This is a genomic window from Corynebacterium marinum DSM 44953 (assembly GCF_000835165.1).
Lineage (GTDB): Bacteria > Actinomycetota > Actinomycetes > Mycobacteriales > Mycobacteriaceae > Corynebacterium > Corynebacterium marinum.
In genome coordinates, this window is sequence record NZ_CP007790.1 from 663,853 (window position 1) to 678,005 (window position 14,153).

At 67.9% G+C, this 14,153-nt stretch carries 12 protein-coding genes and 1 pseudogene; 7 read left to right on the forward strand and 6 right to left on the reverse strand.

The genetic code is table 11. The annotated features are described in order from the left end of the window. Positions 1 to 136 precede the first annotated feature (136 nt). A pseudogene (locus B840_RS03235) lies at positions 137 to 919 on the forward strand (DNA-formamidopyrimidine glycosylase family protein); the annotation flags it as partial. Here the strand turns inward: B840_RS03235 and B840_RS03240 are convergent. After that, positions 891 to 1,541 (reverse strand): DedA family protein, encoded by a 651-nt coding sequence (locus B840_RS03240; protein WP_042620942.1) that lies wholly within the window; start codon positions 1,539 to 1,541, stop codon positions 891 to 893. The pseudogene B840_RS03235 and the gene B840_RS03240 sit on opposite strands and share 29 nt — an antisense overlap. Positions 1,542 to 1,551: 10 nt before the next feature. Beyond that, entirely contained in the window at positions 1,552 to 2,082 is a 531-nt protein-coding gene (locus B840_RS03245) for a DUF1707 SHOCT-like domain-containing protein (RefSeq protein WP_229676589.1), read from the reverse strand. A gap of 54 nt (positions 2,083 to 2,136) precedes the next feature. Between B840_RS03245 and B840_RS03250 the strand changes: the two genes are divergently transcribed. The 3 genes from B840_RS03250 to B840_RS03260 all read left to right on the forward strand — a co-directional run bounded on the left by B840_RS03250 (position 2,137) and on the right by B840_RS03260 (position 4,945). Then, on the forward strand, positions 2,137 to 2,550 hold the full coding sequence (locus B840_RS03250; RefSeq protein ID WP_042620944.1) for a YccF domain-containing protein: 414 nt from the start codon (positions 2,137 to 2,139) through the stop codon (positions 2,548 to 2,550). Between the two features lie 108 nt (positions 2,551 to 2,658). After that, positions 2,659 to 2,895 carry a heavy-metal-associated domain-containing protein gene (locus B840_RS03255; RefSeq protein ID WP_042620945.1) on the forward strand — a complete coding sequence of 79 codons (237 nt, stop codon included), beginning with the start codon at positions 2,659 to 2,661 and terminating at the stop codon, positions 2,893 to 2,895. 172 nt (positions 2,896 to 3,067) lie between these two features. Further along, positions 3,068 to 4,945, forward strand: coding sequence for a heavy metal translocating P-type ATPase (locus B840_RS03260; protein WP_042620946.1), 1,878 nt, complete (start codon positions 3,068 to 3,070; stop codon positions 4,943 to 4,945). A 79-nt stretch (positions 4,946 to 5,024) separates the two neighbouring features. On the opposite strand, the gene B840_RS03265 is transcribed toward B840_RS03260, so the two are convergent. Together B840_RS03265 and pgi are read right to left on the reverse strand one after the other, a co-directional pair. Further along, positions 5,025 to 6,512 (reverse strand): glutamate-cysteine ligase family protein, encoded by a 1,488-nt coding sequence (locus B840_RS03265; RefSeq protein WP_042620947.1) that lies wholly within the window; start codon positions 6,510 to 6,512, stop codon positions 5,025 to 5,027. Positions 6,513 to 6,583: 71 nt separating this feature from the next. Beyond that, complete coding sequence (pgi, locus tag B840_RS03270) at positions 6,584 to 8,221, reverse strand: glucose-6-phosphate isomerase (RefSeq protein ID WP_042620948.1); 1,638 nt, start codon at positions 8,219 to 8,221, stop codon at positions 6,584 to 6,586. A 100-nt stretch (positions 8,222 to 8,321) separates the two neighbouring features. Between pgi and B840_RS03275 the strand changes: the two genes are divergently transcribed. Both B840_RS03275 and B840_RS03280 read left to right on the forward strand, forming a co-directional pair. Then, positions 8,322 to 8,624 carry an antibiotic biosynthesis monooxygenase family protein gene (locus B840_RS03275; protein WP_042620949.1) on the forward strand — a complete coding sequence of 101 codons (303 nt, stop codon included), beginning with the start codon at positions 8,322 to 8,324 and terminating at the stop codon, positions 8,622 to 8,624. Positions 8,625 to 8,641: 17 nt separating this feature from the next. Beyond that, positions 8,642 to 10,111, forward strand: coding sequence for an NAD-dependent succinate-semialdehyde dehydrogenase (locus B840_RS03280; protein ID WP_042620950.1), 1,470 nt, complete (start codon positions 8,642 to 8,644; stop codon positions 10,109 to 10,111). A gap of 415 nt (positions 10,112 to 10,526) precedes the next feature. Here B840_RS03280 and B840_RS03285 read toward each other — a convergent pair whose 3' ends face one another. Continuing rightward, a complete protein-coding gene (locus tag B840_RS03285; protein ID WP_042620951.1) occupies positions 10,527 to 10,835 on the reverse strand; it encodes a chorismate mutase in 309 nt (102 codons plus the stop codon). Positions 10,836 to 10,891: 56 nt separating this feature from the next. Here B840_RS03285 and pcrA point away from each other — a divergent pair, with 56 nt between their 5' ends. Next, entirely contained in the window at positions 10,892 to 13,276 is a 2,385-nt protein-coding gene (gene pcrA / locus B840_RS03290) for a DNA helicase PcrA (protein WP_042620952.1), read from the forward strand. On the opposite strand, the gene B840_RS03295 is transcribed toward pcrA, so the two are convergent. Further along, positions 13,273 to 14,043: a M23 family metallopeptidase gene (locus B840_RS03295; RefSeq protein ID WP_042620953.1), complete on the reverse strand. Its 771-nt coding sequence runs from the start codon at positions 14,041 to 14,043 to the stop codon at positions 13,273 to 13,275. The two genes, pcrA and B840_RS03295, sit on opposite strands and share 4 nt — an antisense overlap. Between the last annotated feature and the right edge of the window lie 110 nt (positions 14,044 to 14,153).

Sequence of the window (14,153 nt, forward strand, 5' to 3'; positions counted from 1 at the left end):
TCCCGGCCGATAATTTCCCCGGGGGGGGAAACCGGGCGCCACGAGGCACGAACCCCGGAGCCGTCCGCCGAAGGGAAAATCGGGGGGACGGCGGCTCCAGGTTCGTGCCTCGTGGCGGCGGCGGTAGCCTGGCAACGTGCCCGAAGGTGATTCCGTCCTCCAGCTCTCCCGGCGTCTGCAGTTCATGACCGGCCGGGAGGTCCTCCACACCTCGCTGCGCGTGCCCAGCGTCGCCACCGTCGATTTCAACGGCGAGTATGTCGACCGCGTGTGGCCCTACGGAAAGCACCTGTACATGCAGTTCGGGGGCCGTATCCTGCACACCCACCTCAAGATGGAGGGCACCTGGGCGATGCACCTCAAGGGCGACCGGTGGCGCAAACCCGGCCACACCGCACGCGTCGTCCTGCAGCTCACCGGAGCCCCGCATCCGCGGCCCATCGAGGTGGTCGGGCATTCGCTCGGCCTGGTGGAGGTGTTCCCCACGGACCACTACCACGAGCACATCGCCCGGTTCGGGCCAGACGTTCTGTCCGGGGACTGGGTTCCCGCCGGCCGGGAGGAGGCTCGGCGGCGGTTGCTCGCGGCGGCGTCCAGGACCATCGGGGAGGCGCTGCTCGATCAGCAGAACCTCGCCGGGGTGGGCAACGAATACCGGGCCGAGATCTGCTTCCTGTGCGGCGTCCACCCGGCGACACCGGTCGGGGAGGTCGATGTGGACCAGGTTCTCGACGTGACGCGGCGGGTGATGTGGGCCAACCGCGACGCCCCGGTGCGCGTGACCACCGGCGTCCGGCGCGCCGGGGAGACCAGCTACGTATTCGGCCGCCACCGCCGACCGTGCCGACGCTGCGGCGCGGAGATCCAGCGGTCGATGCTGGGGGAGAGGATCATCTGGTGGTGCCCCTCATGTCAGCCTTCCGTGCCTGGTTTCGTGCCCGTGCCCGTCGAGCCAACAGGAAGAACACCAGGAGCGCGGCGATACCGACGATGACGTAGACCACCGCCGAGTATTCGTTCACATAGGTCTCCACCAGGTGGTACCGGTCGCCCAGCCACACTCCGGCGGCGATGAGCAGGGCGTTCCACAGCGCCGAACCGGTGAGTGTCATTAGTCCGAACACCGCCGGGTTCATCCGGTCGACGCCCGCCGGGATGGAGATCAACGACCGGATGCCGGGCACCAGGCGGCCGAGGAACACCGACCACCGGCCGTACCTGCTGAACCACTCCAGGGCTTTGTCCACGTCGCTGGGCTCGACCAGCCACATCCAGCCCGCGATCTGCCGGAGCCGGTGCGCTCCGAAGGCCGCGCCCAGCCAGTAGAGCAGGAACGCGCCGAGGACGGAGCCGACGGTGGCCCAGATGAACGCGGCGTAGACGTTGAGTTCGCCGCGGGCGGCGGCGAAGCCGGCCAGGGGCAGCACGACCTCGGAGGGGATGGGCGGGAAGAGGTTCTCGAGCAAAATCGCGATACCGACACCCGGGGCGCCGAGCGTCCCCATGAGGGAGACGACCCATTCGACAATGGAGTTGAACATGGGCAGGAGGTTACTCCCCCTCCAGCTCCTTCATCCGCTCCGTGGCGCGCTTCAGACGCGCTTTCCTGGACAGTTCCTCGGCTTCTTTCAGCTCCCGGTAGGCTTTTTCATCCGAATCCGAGAAACCGTGGATCAACCGCGGGATCGGCAGGGTGACGATCAGCGAAGGCCACACCAGCCACGCCCAGCTGACGTGGAACACGAAGGTGAGGACGAGGAAGGTCACGAGCGTCAGGCCGAAGATGATGCCGCTGAGATTCTCCACCCTCCTGCCCGACCGGCGGAACTCCTTCAGCTCGCGGATGTCCTCGTCCTCGTCCTGCTTCGCGACGGCCTCCGCCCCCTCCGCCAGCGCCCCCTCCAACTGCCCCGGCAGGTCGCTGAAGAGCGGCCGCATGTCGGCCCGCGTCTTCGCCCGGGAGATGGCCAGGGAACGATCGTCGAACTCCTCGTGATCGAGACGCCCCTGGGTGAAGTGCGACGCCAGCGTAGTCATGGCGGTGAGCCGCTCGTTGTCGGACAGCCGGAGATTGTCGTCCATGAGGGTCATGCTACGGGGACGGCGACGTCTCCGGGACTCCACTAGATTGAGGGTATGAAGCTGCTGCTCAACATCCTCTGGTTCATCACCGGTGGTTTTCTTCTCGCCGCCGGTTACGTCCTCTTCGGCATCCTCGCCTGCCTGCTCGTGGTCACCATCCCGGCCGGTGTCGCTTCCTTCCGCATGGCCAACTACGCCGTCGCCCCGTTCGGCCGCTCCGTCGTCCAACCCACCGGCGGGGTCGGCGGCCTGTCGACCGTCAGCAACGTCATCTGGTTTCTCGTCGCCGGCCTGTGGCTGGCGATAGGCCATATCACCACCGCCGCCGCGCAGGCGGCCACCATCATCGGTATCCCGCTCGCCTGGGCGAACATCAAGATGATCCCCGTGACCTGCTTCCCTTTCGGGAAAGAGATCGTCTCCTCCGACCGGATCCCCTTCGGCTACGAGCCGATGGTCAGGCTTTAGGGGGCGGAGCGGGCTGATTGATCCAGGTCAAGGAACAGGAGCCGGAGCCTCCATATCTTGAGAGGTGTCAGCACGACTACGACACCGAGATGAAAGGACCTGGTTGCCATGACCACCCCGACCGCCCTGAAGAAGACGACTCTCCGCTCCGATGAATTCTCCTGCCCCTCGTGCGTAGCCAAGATCGAGACCAAGCTCAACGGTCTGGACGGAGTGGAGTCCGCGGAGGTGAAGTTCTCCTCCGGCCGCATCCTGGTGGAACACGACCCGCAGAAAGTCAGCGTCCGCGACCTCGTCGGGGCGGTCGCGGAGGTCGGTTACACCGCCAAGCCCTCGGCGATCTAGCCACCGATCCGTTCTCGACCCGCTCGCACCCGCTCGCACCCTCCGGTGCCGGCGGGTGCGGCTTTTTGGTTTCTCCGACTGATTGATCTCCGTCAAGGAACCCGGTTCGGGAAGGTCATATCTTGAGAGGTGTCAAGGGAACTCCACTGAACACGAAGAAGGAAGAAACACCATGAAGATCTGGAAAACTTGGGGCGTCGTAGCGGTCTCCGGCCTACTGATCACCCTCTCCTGGATCACCGGTTGGGACTGGCTGATGATCGCCGCGGCAGTCGTCGCCGGCTGGCAGATCGCGGTTTCCGCGGTGCAGGCCCTGCGAATCAGGATGATCTCGATCGACCTGCTGGTCGTGGTGGCCGCGGTCGGAGCGCTGTTCATCAACAACTACTGGGAATCCGCGGCCGTCACCTTCCTCTTCGCGCTGGGCAAGGCGCTGGAGCGCGCGACGCTCAACCGCACCCGCCAAGCGCTCAGCGATCTGGTCGAGGCGGCCCCCGAAACGGCCACGGTCCTGCGGGGCGGAGAGCCCGAGACCGTCGAGATCTGGGAACTCGAGCCCGGCGACGTCGTGCTGGTCAGGAACGGTGAGCAGGTCCCCGTGGACGGCCGCGTGATCTCCGGTCACGGCGGCGTCGATGAGGCCACCATCACCGGCGAGTCCGTCCCCGCCGAGAAATCGGAGGGCTCCGAGGTCTTCGCCGGAACCTGGCTGCGCGCCGGCCTGCTCCGGGTCGAGGCCGTCGGCATCGGTTCGGACTCCACCCTGGCGAAGATCATCCACCGGGTGGAGGACGCGCAGGACGATAAAGCCAGGACGCAGACCTTCCTGGAGAAGTTCTCCCGGTACTACACCCCGGGTGTGATGGTCGCTGCGCTGCTGGCCGGACTGTTCACGCAGAATATTGAACTCGCCCTGACCCTGCTGGTCATCGGTTGCCCCGGCGCCCTGGTCATCTCGATCCCGGTCTCCATCGTCGCCGGTATCGGCCGCTCCGCGAAGGACGGCGTCCTGATCAAGGGCGGCGAGTACCTGGAAACCGCCGCGAAGGTGGACGCGGTCGTCGTGGACAAGACCGGCACCCTGACCAACGGCCGCCCCGAGCTGACCGACGTCGATGTCCTGAATACCGCCTACACCCGGGATGAGGTCCTCACCCTGGCGGCCCGCGCCGAGACCGCCTCCGAGCACCCGCTGGCCGACGCCATCATCCGCGGCGCCCGGGACAGGGGGCTGGCCGTCGAACTGGTCGAGAAGGCGCGCCCGGTCGCGGGCAGGGGAATCCTGGCCAAGGTCGACGACCTCGAGGTCGCCGTCGGTTCGGCGGAGCTGCTGGAGAAGACCCCGGACAACACCCGGATCCTGGAGCTCAACGACCAGGGCAAGACCGCCATGTACGTGGGCGTCGACGGCGAGGCCGTCGGCATCGTCGCGGTGGCGGACACCATCCGCGCCGACGCGCCGGCCGCGGTGGAGGCCCTGCATGCCCGCGGCATCAAGGTCATCATGGCCACCGGCGACGCAGAGCGCGTCGCCCGCAACGTCGCCGCCGAGCTGGGGGTGGACGAGGTCCGTGCCGAGCTGATGCCGGAGGACAAGCTCACCATCGTGCAGGAGCTGCAGGCCGAGGGCCGTGTCGTGGCCATGGTCGGTGACGGGGTCAACGACACCCCGGCACTGGCACAGGCGGACATCGGTGTGGCCATGGGCGCCGCCGGTTCGCCGGCCGCCATCGAGACCGCCGATATCGCCCTGATGGCGGACAAGCTGCCCCGCCTGCCTTATGCGCTGGGACTGGCCAGGCGGACGGTGAACACCATGCGCGTGAACATCGGCATCGCCCTGGTCACCGTGGCGGTCCTGCTCGCCGGGGTGCTGTTCGGGGGAGTCACTATGTCGATCGGCATGCTCGTCCACGAGGCCAGCGTGCTGCTGGTCATCGGTATCGCGATGCTCCTTCTACGCCCCACGCTCAAGGAGGAGGCCCCGGTCCAGGCTCAGTCCGCCGAGCTGACCTCCGAGGCAGCCCGGAGGGAGACGCTCACCGCATAACCGACCCACGCACCGGCCCCGCAGACCCTGCCATCTCCTCCCGGCAGGGTCTCGTCCATGGGACTTCTCCGGCCGCTGATCAGGCGCCGATCTTCCAGGTGTGCACCGGCTCTCCCGTGGCCTGGTTTGCCAGGTAGCGGCGCAGCATCTCGGCCAGCGCGGCCCGCCGTTCCGGGGAATCCGGCTTGGTGCCGGAGGGGGTGAGCGCCTTGACCGTGCGCAGCTGCCACATGGCGCCGTTCTGCCGGGTGCGGACCCGGTCGCGGATGATGCCGAGGTAGTGGGAGATCAGATCCTCGTCGACGTCGAGCGCGCGAAGGCCCGAGCGCGCCTGGTCGATGAGGTGGTTCTCGATGAGGGAGGCGACGTCGATACGCCCCAGCGTCGGCCATTCGAGCCGGGCGAACATGCCGGCCCGGGCGCCGTAGAAGAAGTTCTGTTCGGCGGTCTCGAAGGGCAGCCGCGACCACACCGGACGGGTCTCCTCGGCCAGGTGTTTGACCAGCCCGTAGTAGAACGCGGCGTCGGCCACGATGTCGGTCACGGTGGGACCTGCTGGCAGGATCCGGTTCTCCACCCGGATGTGGGCGCGCTGCCTGCCGGGGGCGTAGATCGGGCGGTTCCAGCGCCACACGGTGCCGTTGTGCAGGTTGAGGTGGTGCAGGGTGGGGGACTGGCCCTCGATGATGGGTTTGCCTGAGTTCTCCCGCGACTCGGGCAGGAGCGGGGAGAAGTAGCGGACGTTCTCCTCGAAGAGGTCGAAGACGCTGGTGATCCACCGTTCGCCGAACCACACCCGCGGGCGCACGCCCTGGGCGACCAGTTCCGGGGTGCGGGTGTCGATGGCCTGCTGGAACACCGGCACCCGTGACTCGTGCCACAGTTTCCGGCCCAGGAACAGCGGGGAGTTCGCGCTCAGGGCGACCTGGACGGCTGCCATCGCCTGCGCGGCGTTCCAGGCGCTGGCGAATCTGTTCGGCGGAATCTGGAGGTGCAGCTGCATGGAGGTGCACGTCGATTCGGGGGAGATGTCCGAGAACTCGTGGCGGTACTCCTCCTGGTTGGACAGGTCGATGTGGACCAGCTCGCCGCGGCTCTGCATGATCGCGTTGTTGAGGCCCCGGTAGCGGTTCTCCGGGGTCATCCAGCCCGGATCGGAGAGGAATTCGGTGGTCACGGTGGGCAGCGTGCCTATCATCGCGACCCGGGTGCCCACCTCGCCCGCCGCGCGTTGCACCTCGGCGATGCGTCCGGCGATGCCCTCGTGCAACTGGCGCAGCCCGTCCCCGGCGATGTTCAGCGGCGGATGGTTGAGTTCGACGTTGTACATGCCGATCTCCGACTGGTACTCGTCGCCCAGCTGAGCGAGAACCTCAGGGCCCTTGCGGGCCGGCTGCATGTTCTCGTCGACGAGGTTGAGCTCTAGTTCCAGCCCGATCGAGCCACGGCTCTCAAAATCTGCCTTCTGCAGGTGGCGGTCGAAGACCTCCAGGTCGTTCATCAGCTGCCGACGGTACTTCGTGCGCTGCTGAGGGGTGTAGGTGTCTGTCGAGACTGCGTCGCCCATGGTCTACAGACACTAGCGGCCGCGGGCGGCCCGCGGGGGCCTATCGCCCGCGGGCACCCCCCCGGTGCCCCTTAGCGGTTGCCCCGGTACCAACCGATGAGGGCGTCGGTGGAGGAGTCGCCGGAGTCGGCCTCCTCCGCGCCGGACACTGCGGCCGCCAGCTGGGTGGCCTGCTGTTTGCCCAGTTCCACTCCCCACTGGTCAAAGGAGTTGATGTCCCAGATGACGCCCTGCACGAAGGTGATGTGCTCGTAGAGGGAGATCAGCGCGCCCAGCACCGCCGGGGTGAGTTCCTCCGCCAGGATGGTCGTGGTCGGGCGGTTGCCCGGCATCACCTTGTGGGGCACCAGGTCGGCGGACACGCCCTCAGCGGCGATCTCCTCGGAGTTCTTGCCGAAGGCGAGCACCTTGGTCTGGGCGAAGAGGTTACCCATGAGCAGATCGTGCATGGAGCCCTCGCCGGTGGCGGTCGGCAGGTCGTCCTTGGGGCGGGCGAAGCCGATGAAGTCCGCCGGAACGACGCGGGTGCCCTGGTGCATGAGCTGGTAGAAGGCGTGCTGGCCGTTGGTGCCGGGCTCACCCCAGTAGATCTCTCCGGTGGAGTGGCTGACCGCGGAGCCGTCGCGGCGGACGGACTTGCCGTTGGATTCCATGGTCAGCTGCTGCAGGTAGGCGGGGAATCGCGCGAGGTCCTGGGAGTAGGGGAGCACCGCGTGGGTCTCGAAGCCGTGGAAGTTGACGTACCAGATCCCCAGCAGCGCCATGAGAACGGGGAGGTTCCGGTCGAAGGGCGTCGCGCGGAAGTGTTCGTCCATCGCGCGGAAACCCTCAAGGAAGCGCATGAAGTCCAGCGGCCCGATGACTGCCATGAGCGACAGGCCGATCGCGGAGTCCACAGAGTAGCGACCGCCTACCCAGTCCCAGAAGCCGAACATGTTCGCCGGGTCGATGCCGAACTCGGCGACCTTCTCCGCGTTGGTGGACACCGCGACGAAATGCTTCGCGACGGCCGAGGAGTCCCCGTCGAAGGCCTCGAGCAGCCAGCGCTTCGCGGCGTGGGCGTTGGAGAGGGTCTCCTGGGTGGTGAAGGTCTTGGAGGCGATGACGAACAGGGTCGATTCCGGGTCGAGGGTCTCCAGCGTGGCGGCCATGTCGGCCGGGTCCACGTTGGAGACGAACTCCGCGGTGATGCCGGCGGTGGCGTAGGCGCGCAGGGCCCGCGTGGCCATGGCCGGACCCAGGTCGGAGCCGCCGATGCCGATGTTGACGATCTTCTTGATCGTGCGGCCGGTGTGGCCCAGCCACTTCCCCGAGCGCAGCGCCGAGGCGAAGTCCCGCATCCGGCCGAGGACCTCGTGGACGTCCGCGGCGATGTCCTGGCCGTCCACCTCGAGGTTCTCCTCCACCGGCAGGCGCAGCGCGGTGTGCAGGACGGCACGGTCCTCGGTGATGTTCAGGTGCGCGCCGCCGAACATGTCCTCGATCGCCGAGGACAACTGCGCCTCCTGGGCGAGGGCGGTCAGCGCTGCGAGGATACGGTCGTCCACCAGGTTCTTCGACAGGTCCACATGCAGCCCCGCGGCGTCGATGGTCAGCTTCTCGGCGCGCTGCGGATCTGCGGCGAACAGCTCCCGCAGGGTCTGGGACTGGGTGCGCTCGTACACGGCCTCCAGGTTCTTCCATTCTGCGGAGGTGGTGATGTCGACCATGGCGGGGCTCCTATCGGGGGAGAAACATTTATCTCTTCCGAATGTAGTGAAGAAGAGCACCCTGCGCCCGGGATGTGAAGATGTCGGCATAATGGCACCCATGAGCATCATCAAGATCAACGCCATTTCCGTTCCCGCGGGCGCAGGCCCCGAACTCGAGTCCCGCTTCGCCGCCCGCAAGCAGTCCGTCGACGGTTCCCCCGGTTTCGAGGGCTTCCAGCTGCTGCGCCCGGTGAAGGGCGAGGACCGCTACTTCGTGGTCACCCGCTGGGCCGACGAGGAGTCCTACGCGGCGTGGCGCGACGGCGACGCACGCGCGGCGCACGGCGGCAACCGCAAGCCCGTCGCCAGCGGCGCTGAGCTGCTGGAATTCGAGGTTGTCCTCGACTCGACCGAGCAGTAGCGGGTAAAGGTGGGAGCATGAACCCCACCGAGCTCGCCACCCTCATCGACCGCGCCCCGAAGGGCCTGTTCATCGACGGCCGTTTCGTCGACGCCGAAGGCCACGCTACCTTCGAGGTGGTCGACCCCTCCGACGCCGGTGTGCTCGCGACCGTCGCCTCCGCCTCGGCGGCCGACGCCCGCCGCGCGCTGGACTCCATCTGCGCCGCGCAGGCGGGATGGGCGGCCACTCCCGCCCGCGAGCGCTCGGAGATCCTGCGGCGCACCTTCGAACTCGTCCATGAGCATGTGGAGGAGCTGACCTACCTGCAGTCCGCCGAACTGGGCCGCGCGTTGCCCGATTCGAGGGCCGAGGTCACCTACGGGGCGGAGTTCTTCCGCTGGTTCGCGGAGGAGGGTGTGCGCGTGCGGGGCGATTACCGGCACAGCCCGGCCGGCCATTCCCGCATCATCGTCCACGAGCAGCCCGTCGGCCCGTGCCTGGCGATCACCCCGTGGAACTTCCCGCTGGCGATGGGCGCCCGCAAGATCGCCCCCGCCCTGGCCGCCGGCTGCACGATGATCATCAAACCGGCGTCGAAGACTCCCCTGACCATGCTGTATCTGGCGAAGCTGCTCGCCGAGGCGGGGCTGCCCGACGGTGTCCTCGCCGTGGTCCCCACCGGCTCCAGCTCGAACGTCTCGGCGCTTCTCGACGACCCCCGCCTCCGCAAGCTCACCTTCACCGGCTCGACCGAGGTGGGGCAGATGCTCGCGGCGAAGGCAGCCGGGCACTCGATGAGCGTCTCCCTGGAACTCGGCGGCAACGCCCCCTACATCGTGTGCGCGGACGCGGATCTCGAGCTGGCGGCCACTGCCGTGGCCACCGCGAAGATGCGCGGCGCCGGCCAGGTGTGCATCGCCGCCAACCGCTTCCTCGTCCACTCCTCAGTGAAGGAGGAGTTCGTGGCCCGGGCCGTGGAGATCATGGGCTCCTTCCGTCTCGGCCGGGGGACCGACGAAGGCGTGACCTTCGGCCCGCTCTCCGGCGCCGACCAGCTGGAGAAGGTCAGCGCGCTCGTCGAGGACGCACTCAGCCGCGGCGCCTCCCGCCCCCTGGGCGGCGAACTCCCCGAGGGGCTCGACCCGGCGGGCTTCTACTTCCCGGCCACCGTCCTCACCGACATCCCGGCCGGCGCGGAGATCCTGAGCACGGAGATCTTCGGCCCCGTGCTCGCGGTGACCACCTTCCAGACGGACGACGAAGCCGTGGCGCTGGCCAACGACACCCCCTTCGGCCTGGCCTCCTACCTCTTCTCCGAGAACCTCACCCACGCGCTGTCGCTGGCCGAGCGCATCGAGGCCGGCATGGTCGCAGTCAACAAGGGCGCGCTCTCCGACCCGGCCGCCCCCTTCGGCGGAGTCAAGGAGTCCGGCCTGGGCCGCGAGGGCGGCTTCGAGGGGATCCACGAGTTCCTCGAGCCGAAGTTCATCTCGCTGCCGCTGTAGGTTTCGTCCAGCGCCGCCGGCAGCGGTAGCAGCGGACGCGCCGGACATGAGCTCCGGGCAGGATCCGGCGGACGGTGGCACGGATCTCCCCCAGATTCTCCCGGGGTTCATGACCGGTACCCCGATGTCCGCGGACTCCCGGTGCAGCCGGGACCCGGCGCGAACCACGGGAGGCTGGAGCCCTGAAACCAGCCAGGCCGTGACACTTCGGTTGGCGGAGAGCCCGACAACCAGCAGGTCGCCGGTGGCCAGGTCGTGACCCTTCTCCGGCCGGTGGTCAGGGAAGACATCGGTCAGGACGGTGGCGTTCGGGGTCCCCGCGAGGCGACCGGTGGCGCGCTTCCTGGCGGGGACGTCGGGTTCGAGACCGGTCATCTGGCCGACATGCGGGGCGGTCCGCGGCAGGAGTGGACCGTCAGCCGAGGCGGCCGCGGCCCAGCTGCAGCAGAGCGTTGGCGATGACGGTGCCCTCGGGGCCGAGCTCCGCACGGAACTGGTTGATGATCGCCAGCTCCCGCGTGTGGACCAGGCGGGTGCCGCCGGAACCCATGCGCGTCTTCCCGATGGCGCGCGAGACCTCGGTGCGGCGCTTCACGGCGTCGAGAATCGCACGGTCGAGGCGGTCGATCTCCTGGCGGTACTGCTGGATCTCCGCGTCGGACAGAGGATCGTCGGTGCCGGAGGGCATACGGATCTCGAACTGGGGTTCAGCAGCGTCAGTCATGCGGCTATTGTGCCACGGGGGTCATGTCGGGTCGGACTAGTAGGTTGTTAAGCATCATGAATTCGCCGTTTACCCAGTCGTCCACTGACCTCACCCTCGGCCTCAATGAGCAGCAGAAGGCCGCCGTCGAGCACGAGGGCTCCCCCCTGCTCATCGTCGCGGGCGCCGGTTCCGGCAAGACCGCGGTGCTCACCCGTCGTATCGCGCACCTCATGCGCCACCGCGGGGTCGCTCCCTGGCAGATCCTGGCCATCACGTTCACCAACAAGGCCGCCGCGGAGATGCGCGAGCGCGTCGCGGGCCTGGTGGGGCCGGTGGCGGAACGGATGTGGGTGGCCACGTTCCACTCCGTCTGCGTGCGGATCCTGCGGCAGCAGGCGCAGCTCGTGCCGGGACTGAACACCAACTTCACCATCTACGACTCGGATGATTCGCGTCGGTTGCTCAGCATGATCGCCAAGGACCACAACCTGGACCTGAAGAAGTTCACCGCGCGGGTGCTTGCCTCCGCGATCTCGAACCTGAAGAACGAGCTCGTCAGTCCGCAGGAGGCGTTGGCCGACGCGGAGGCCACCCGCAACCCCTTCGAACTGACCGTGGCGCAGGTGTTCAGGGACTACCAGCGGCGCCTGCGCTCCTCCAACGCTGTGGACTTCGACGACCTCATCGGGGAGGTGGTCCGCATATTCCAGGAGCACCCGCAGGTGACGGACCACTACCGCCGACGTTTCCGCCACGTGCTCATCGACGAGTACCAGGACACCAACCACGCCCAGTACATGCTCATCTCCACGCTGGTGGGCAAGGGGCCGGACGCCCCCGAGCTGTGCGTGGTGGGCGACTCCGACCAGTCGATCTACGCCTTCCGCGGCGCGACGATCCGCAACATCGAGGAGTTCGAGCGGGACTACCCGCAGGCCCGGACGATCCTGCTGGAGCAGAACTACCGCTCGACCCAGACGATCCTCAATGCGGCCAACTCGGTGATCTCGCGCAACGACGGCCGCCGGGAGAAGAAGCTGTGGACTGCGCTCGGGGAGGGCCAGCAGATCATCGGCTACGTGGCGGACAACGAGCACGATGAGGCGCGGTTCATCGCCGGAGAGATAGACGCGGTCGTCGACAAGGGCGCCAGCTACTCTGATGTCGCCGTGATGTACCGGACGAACAACGCGTCGCGCGCGCTGGAGGACGTGTTCATCCGGGCGGGCATCCCGTACAAGGTGGTCGGCGGCACCCGCTTCTACGAGCGCCGCGAGATCCGCGACATCGTCGCCTACCTGCGCATCCTGGACAACCCGGACGACACGGTGAGCCTGCGGCGCATCATCAATACCCCGCGCCGGGGGATCGGCGACCGGGCGCAGGCGTTCATCGCGCTGCACGCGCAGAACAACGCGGTGTCCTTCGGTGCCGCGCTTCTCGACGCCGGGGCGGACAAGATTCCCCTCCTGGGTGCCCGCGGACGCAACGCCGTGGTGAAGTTCGTCGAGATGATGGACACCGTGCGTGCGGAGATGCCGTCGATGGTCAACGAGGCCACCGGCATGCCTGACCTGGGGGAAGTCATTTCCCGGGTGCTCGACATCACCGGTTACCGCGCCGAGCTGGAGGCCAGCAACGACCCGCAGGACGGGGCGCGCCTGGACAACCTCAACGAGCTGGTGTCGGTGGCCCGCGAATTCTCCTCGGAAGCGGCGAACCAGGTTGCCTACGCGGAGATGGACGGCGGGGAGTTCGAGCCGGAGGAGGGCGACCCCCAGCCGGGGTCGCTGCAGGCGTTCCTGGAGAAAGTCTCGCTCGTGGCGGACGCGGACCAGCTCCCCGACAACGAGCACGGCGTGGTTACCCTGATGACCCTGCACACAGCGAAGGGCCTGGAGTTCCCGGTGGTGTTCCTCACCGGGTGGGAGGACGGTCAGTTCCCCCACCTGCGTTCGCTGGGAGATCCCAAGGAGCTGGCGGAGGAACGGCGGCTCGCCTACGTGGGCATCACGCGCGCGCGGCGCCAGCTCTACGTCACCCGGGCGATGCTGCGTTCCTCGTGGGGCAACGCGGTGACCAACCCGCCGAGCCGCTTCCTCGGGGAGATCCCGGAGGACCTGATCGACTGGCGGCGCGAGGAACCGGAGCAGTCCTGGTCCGATTCCTGGGGCGGCGGCAGCGGGGGCGGATCCTGGTCGGGGTCGTGGTCCGGATCCCGGGGCCAGTCGACCACGGGCCGGGCGGTGCCGAAGAAACCGGCGCTGCCCAAGGCACGGAGCTCCAACAGCAACCTGCAGCTGGCGGTGGGGGACCGGGTCAACCACGACAAATATGGACTGGGCACCGTCATCGCCTCCGACGGCTCCGGCGCCCGGGCGACCGTCACCATCGACTTCGGTTCCTCCGGAAAGGTGCGCCTCATGCTCATCGGCGGGGTGCCGATGGAGAAGCTTTAGACGACGTCGATGCCCTGCTGGGCGAACCAGGTGACCGGGTCGGCCGGGCCGTTGCCGGCAGGGCGGATCTCGAAGTGGAGGTGCGGGCCGGTCGACTCGCCCTCGTTGCCGATGGTGGCGATCTGGTCGCCGGCGGTCACCCGCTGGCCGAGGGGGACATCGACGGTGTCGACGTGGCCGTAGACGGAGATTGAGCCGTCGTCGTGTTTCACTCGGACCCACTGGCCGAAGCCGTTGGCGGGGCCGGCCGAGATGACCTTGCCGTCCATGACCGCCAGGACCGGAGTGCCCACCGGGTCAGCGATGTCGATGCCCTCGTGGGTGGCGCCCCAGCGGGCGCCGTAGCCGGAGGTGAATCGGCCGGAGGTGGGGAACACCACGGTACGGCCGTCGGCGGTCTCGCCGCGGACCGGGGACATCCGGACGGTGCTGACAACGTCGCTGAGGTCGACGTCCTCGAGGCTGCCCGGGGACATGACGGACAGGGCGGAGGAGAGGGCCTGCAGCGGGTCGAGGATGACCTGCAGGTCGGTGCCGCCGGCGGTTTCCCCGCCGCTGTTCTGACCGGTGGAAGTCAGGGTCTCCGCCAGCTTGCCCACGGCGTTGACGGTGGTGATGAGATCGTTGAGATCAGCTCCCGCCACACCTTCCTCGGTCACCTGGAACGTGGCCTCCTGTGCGCCTGCCGCGGGGGCGGTCACCGCCGGGGACATGACGGAGACGAGGACCGTGGCAGCGAGAAGCGCCCTGGGGCCGATTCTTTTCATCGTGCGTTACCTTTTCGTTTTGGGGACGGGTCAAAACTACCGAGGCGCAGGGGGGTCGGCAACGCGAAAACCCAGGTGACACCGCAGTTCCGTGTCAGGGCCTCCCCGGT

Excerpts from the sequence above, each read along its gene's own strand:
- B840_RS03240 (WP_042620942.1), bottom strand. The coding sequence starts at position 1,541 with ATGTTCAACTCCATTGTCGAATGGGTCGTCTCCCTCATGGGGACGCTC.
- B840_RS03245 (WP_229676589.1), bottom strand. The coding sequence starts at position 2,082 with ATGGACGACAATCTCCGGCTGTCCGACAACGAGCGGCTCACCGCCATG.
- B840_RS03250 (WP_042620944.1), top strand. The coding sequence starts at position 2,137 with ATGAAGCTGCTGCTCAACATCCTCTGGTTCATCACCGGTGGTTTTCTT.
- B840_RS03255 (WP_042620945.1), top strand. The coding sequence starts at position 2,659 with ATGACCACCCCGACCGCCCTGAAGAAGACGACTCTCCGCTCCGATGAA.
- B840_RS03260 (WP_042620946.1), top strand. The coding sequence starts at position 3,068 with ATGAAGATCTGGAAAACTTGGGGCGTCGTAGCGGTCTCCGGCCTACTG.
- B840_RS03265 (WP_042620947.1), bottom strand. The coding sequence starts at position 6,512 with ATGGGCGACGCAGTCTCGACAGACACCTACACCCCTCAGCAGCGCACG.
- pgi (WP_042620948.1), bottom strand. The coding sequence starts at position 8,221 with ATGGTCGACATCACCACCTCCGCAGAATGGAAGAACCTGGAGGCCGTG.
- B840_RS03275 (WP_042620949.1), top strand. The coding sequence starts at position 8,322 with ATGAGCATCATCAAGATCAACGCCATTTCCGTTCCCGCGGGCGCAGGC.
- B840_RS03280 (WP_042620950.1), top strand. The coding sequence starts at position 8,642 with ATGAACCCCACCGAGCTCGCCACCCTCATCGACCGCGCCCCGAAGGGC.
- B840_RS03285 (WP_042620951.1), bottom strand. The coding sequence starts at position 10,835 with ATGACTGACGCTGCTGAACCCCAGTTCGAGATCCGTATGCCCTCCGGC.
- pcrA (WP_042620952.1), top strand. The coding sequence starts at position 10,892 with ATGAATTCGCCGTTTACCCAGTCGTCCACTGACCTCACCCTCGGCCTC.
- B840_RS03295 (WP_042620953.1), bottom strand. The coding sequence starts at position 14,043 with ATGAAAAGAATCGGCCCCAGGGCGCTTCTCGCTGCCACGGTCCTCGTC.